At 68.4% G+C, this 3997-nt stretch carries 2 protein-coding genes and 2 pseudogenes; all 4 read left to right on the top strand.

Annotation, left to right across the window (positions count from 1 at the left end; translation table 11 throughout):
- Positions 1 to 871 (top strand): annotated as a pseudogene (locus tag MJ783_RS19405) (hypothetical protein); the annotation flags it as partial.
- 108 nt (positions 872 to 979) lie between these two features.
- Complete coding sequence (locus MJ783_RS19400; protein ID WP_239312357.1) at positions 980 to 2431, top strand: DUF2252 domain-containing protein; 1452 nt, start codon at positions 980 to 982, stop codon at positions 2429 to 2431.
- Between the two features lie 313 nt (positions 2432 to 2744).
- Positions 2745 to 3389 carry a DUF6308 family protein gene (locus tag MJ783_RS19395; protein WP_239312355.1) on the top strand — a complete coding sequence of 215 codons (645 nt, stop codon included), beginning with the start codon at positions 2745 to 2747 and terminating at the stop codon, positions 3387 to 3389.
- A gap of 59 nt (positions 3390 to 3448) precedes the next feature.
- Positions 3449 to 3997 (top strand): annotated as a pseudogene (locus MJ783_RS19390) (hypothetical protein); the annotation flags it as partial.

Below are 3997 nucleotides of genomic sequence, written 5' to 3'. Positions count from 1 at the left end.
AGCCGGAGCTGTGCCCGTAGAGCCTGGTCACACCGTGCTGGAGTACAGCGTCATGTGGAGCAACGAGGACGGCGGCAACGGTGCCGACGCCGCGTCGCAGCAGGCGCTCTGGGGACGGTTGACCGACATCGAGTGGGTCTACCGGGTCGAGGTCGACGCAAGCGGGTCCACGGTGCCGGGGAGCGCCTTTTACCAGGGACCGGGCCACGTGGCATTGCCTTTCCGCGGGCGTTTCGAGCATGGGCATCCGCTGCTCCAGACGTGTACGACCAACAACATGGTGTGCGACGTGGTTGTCGATGCCGGTATGCGGTTTCTGCTCGCCGCCGACCGCGAACCCGTGCCGGGGCAGGCCCGGGAGCGGATGATGGACGCTTTTCCCTGGACCTATCAGGTCTGTGCCGCCGAGGTACGGCGGGAGGGAAAGATCGAACCGGTGGCGTCGCCGGACACGCCCGCGCTGTCGGACCCGCGTAACTACCTGTACATCGTGATCCGTAAGACCACCACAGGACTGGCCGGCCCTGGTCTCGGCTGGGTCGGCGCGGCCGTGGGTGTCCGGCTGCGGGAGAACCCCGGAGTCCTCTACCGATCAGACCATTTCATCACGGGCTGGTCGCTGCGCCGGGACGGCGCCGTGGCCACCGCGGTTGAACTGCCCGCGGGGACACGCCTTGCCGACGTGGCGGCGATCGAAGTGGCGCGAGTGCGGACCGGCGTGCTCGACCTCGGGTCAACGATCACGGTGACCGGGGTGGACCGGGCGTTCATGCTGGGCGTCGACATGATGCCGGCGGGCGGCTCCCTGACCTGGTCGGGCACTGTCACCCTCACGGCCAGCCGCCCGAACGGGGTTCTCCTGCGGCGCTGATCAGCCCGCCGGCGCCGATCAGCTCTCCGGCAGCGCTGCCGGCGGGTTGGTCATGAGGACGCGGGGGCAGGTTCTGTCCGCGACCGACATCCCGTGGAGAGGATCTCGATGAACACGTTGACAGAACCTGCCCCATCCGCGAACGGGCGCCGTGCCCTGCACGTCGGCGGTCGTTTCGCGACTCCGGACGCCCGCGCCGCCCGCGGGCGGGCGGCGCGGGCCACGGCTTCCCGCTCCAGCCATGCCGAGTTCTCCCCGTCATCACGGCGACCCGACCCGATCGACGTGATCGAGCGACAGTCGTCCACCCGCCTGCCCGAACTCGTGCCGATCCGGTACGGCCGGATGATGGAGTCGCCGTTCCGGTTCTACCGGGGCGCGGCGGCCATCATGGCCGGTGACCTTTCCAGGACACCGCGGACCGGGATAACCGTGCAGCTCTGCGGTGATGCCCATCTGGTGAACTTCCGCCTTCTCGCGTCACCCGAGCGACGCCTGATGTTCGATATCAACGACTTTGACGAGACGCTGCCCGGCCCCTGGGAATGGGACGTCAAGCGGCTGGCGGCAAGCCTTGTCATCGCGGGCCGGCACAACGGGTTCAGCCGGGCCGAAAGCCGGTCGGTGGTGACAACCATGGTCCGTTTCTACCGGGAGTGGATGCACCGGTTCGCGGCTATGGGCAACCTCGCCGTCTGGTACACCCGTGTCGACGTCGAGCGGCTCGAGGCCGAGTATCTGGATCGGCTCACGAAGGCCCGGCGCAAGCGGGTGGAGCGGACGGTGGGCGCGGCGCGGCGCCGTGACAGCCTGCGGGCCTTCGAGAAGCTGACCACGATCCGTGATGGTGAGCGCCGGATTGCGGCGGACCCGCCGTTGCTGGTACCGATCGCCGACCTGTTTCCCGGGGTCGAGGGTGACGCAATCGCGGAACAACTGGCGGAGGTGATTGGACAGTACCGGGTGTCCCTGTCACCGGACCGTCGCGTCCTGCTCAGTCAATACCATCTTGTTGATGTCGCCCGCAAGGTCGTCGGGGTTGGCAGCGTCGGTACCCGTTGCTGGATCGTCCTGATGCTCGGCCGCGATGACCAGGACCCGCTTTTTCTTCAGGTGAAGGAGGCGGACGTCTCGGTGCTCGCCGACTATCTGCCGGCGAGTGAGTACGCCAACCAGGGCGAGCGCGTTGTTTCCGGGCAGCGGCTGATGCAGGCGGCCAGCGACATTTTTCTCGGTTGGCACCGGGCGACCGGTCCGGACGGCCGGCAGCGGGATTTCTACGTCCGCCAGCTGTATGACTGGAAGGGCATCGCGCCGGTTGACGAGATGCCCCCGGCGAACATGCGGTCGTTCGCGGCCCTGTGCGGTGCGACGCTGGCTCGCGCGCATGCCAGGTCCGGGGACCGCATCGCCATCGCCTCCTACCTTGGCAACAGCGACGTGTTCGACCGGGCTCTTGCCGAGTTCGCCGAAGCGTACGCCAACCAGAACGAGCGCGACCACGCCGCGCTCGTCGAGGCCGTGAAGTCCGGCCGGGTCACCGCCGAGTCCATCGACTGACCCTGGTTGTGACTGACCATGGTTGCCGAGCGAAAGGCGATCTTTTAGGGTTCGGTTGACCCGATCGTCCTCGTTGCCCCTGTCGGTCTCAAAAGATCATATTGATGGATAGGCTGCCGACCGCGTGCCGCGGGTCATGCGCGCGCGGCCGGTGGCCTGAGCTGGGCCGCTGCCATGTCGTGACAGTCACAGAGGAGGATGCTCGGAGGACGGGCGTTACGGCTGGCGCCGGGCGATATGAAGGTTGCGGTGCCCGGCGGCCAACGCCGGCCGTCACCAACGACACGACGAGACGACTTGAGGAGCCCCTGCGGTGAAGCTGGCGATGGGCACCCGGGAGGTCTTCGACGCGGAGAGCCTGCTTGAGGAGTACCTCGGTCCGCGCAAGCGAGGCCTGCGTTATGCCTACCCTTACTATGATGGGCTCACCACGAACGGTGACTCCGATCTGCTGTGCACGGGCGATCTCCTCGCCGCCTGCCTGCTCGGTGTCCAGGTGGATGTCGACCGGATGCACACGCTGACCGCGTTGATGCCGTTGCTGCAACGCGCGCTGGACAAGCTGCCGCCGGGGATCGAGCTGATCGAGGCCGACGAAGTCACTCTTGATCTTGTTGCGGCCCTGTACGACCCGCTTGACGATCCCGACGTCTTCGACCGGGACGTCAAGGGCTCGCTGATCGCCAAGGTCCTGCACCGCAAGCGGGCCGGGCTGGTGCCGCTGTTCGACTCGAAGGTCAGGATCTTCTACCAGCATGAGCGCTGCATCCCGCCGGCGCCGCGGGACGGCCGGTCCTGGCGTGAGTACATGCAGCTGCTGGTCAGGGCGATGCAGTACGACCTGCGGGAGAACGCCGACGAGTTCCGGCGGTTGTCCGCCCTCGTCCCTGACAGCGGACCGCCCCTGACCCCGCTGCGCATCCTCGACATCGTGGTGTGGATGAGCAGTGCCGTCTGATCCGCTGTTCCCGGCCGTGTTCATGATCTGGTTGCGCGCGTGATGCTGAGCGGGCCGTGGTGAGGCACGAGGAGGCGCCTTCGGGCTGTCTGCCCGCCGTTGTCGTCATGCCGTTGCGGGCGGCGCGCCGGGTTGTGACGGGCCGGGGCCGCGTCCGTGAGGAGCTCGGGCGGGGTGTAGCGCTGTGCGGCCGGGTCTGGGACGGCATCGCGGACCTCCCCTTCGAGGGTGTGGTCGTGATCGGCATGGACGGCCGGGTGGCCGCGATCGGGCCTCGGGACACGGTGGTGCTGCCGGGTGGCCTGCGTGTGATCGACTGCGCCTGGATCGGGCCGGGGGTCACCGATGCTCATGTTCATCTTGCGGCGGCCGCGGCGTCCGGACACGATGAGCTGCGTGCTGGACTCGTCGCTGTGCGTGATCTGGGTTCCCCGATCGTGCGGCTGGCCCGCTGGCGTGTCGCCGCGCCGATCGCGGTTGCCGGGACCGGCCCGCGGGTGGTGGGCGCCGCGGACCCGCGACATCCGCGGCCCGCTCCGCCCGGCGACCGGAAAGCCGCTGACCAGGACGCGGCGGGCGGCTCCCGCGGACGCCGGCTGGTGTTTCGC

The sequence above is a fragment of the Protofrankia sp. Cj3 genome, assembly GCF_917627355.1.
Taxonomy (GTDB): domain Bacteria; phylum Actinomycetota; class Actinomycetes; order Frankiales; family Frankiaceae; genus Protofrankia.
This window is presented reverse-complemented; position numbering and strand designations above follow the sequence as displayed.

Bases quoted from the DNA above. Each gene is read 5' to 3' on its own strand.
- MJ783_RS19400 (WP_239312357.1), top strand. From the start codon at position 980: ATGAACACGTTGACAGAACCTGCCCCATCCGCGAACGGGCGCCGTGCC.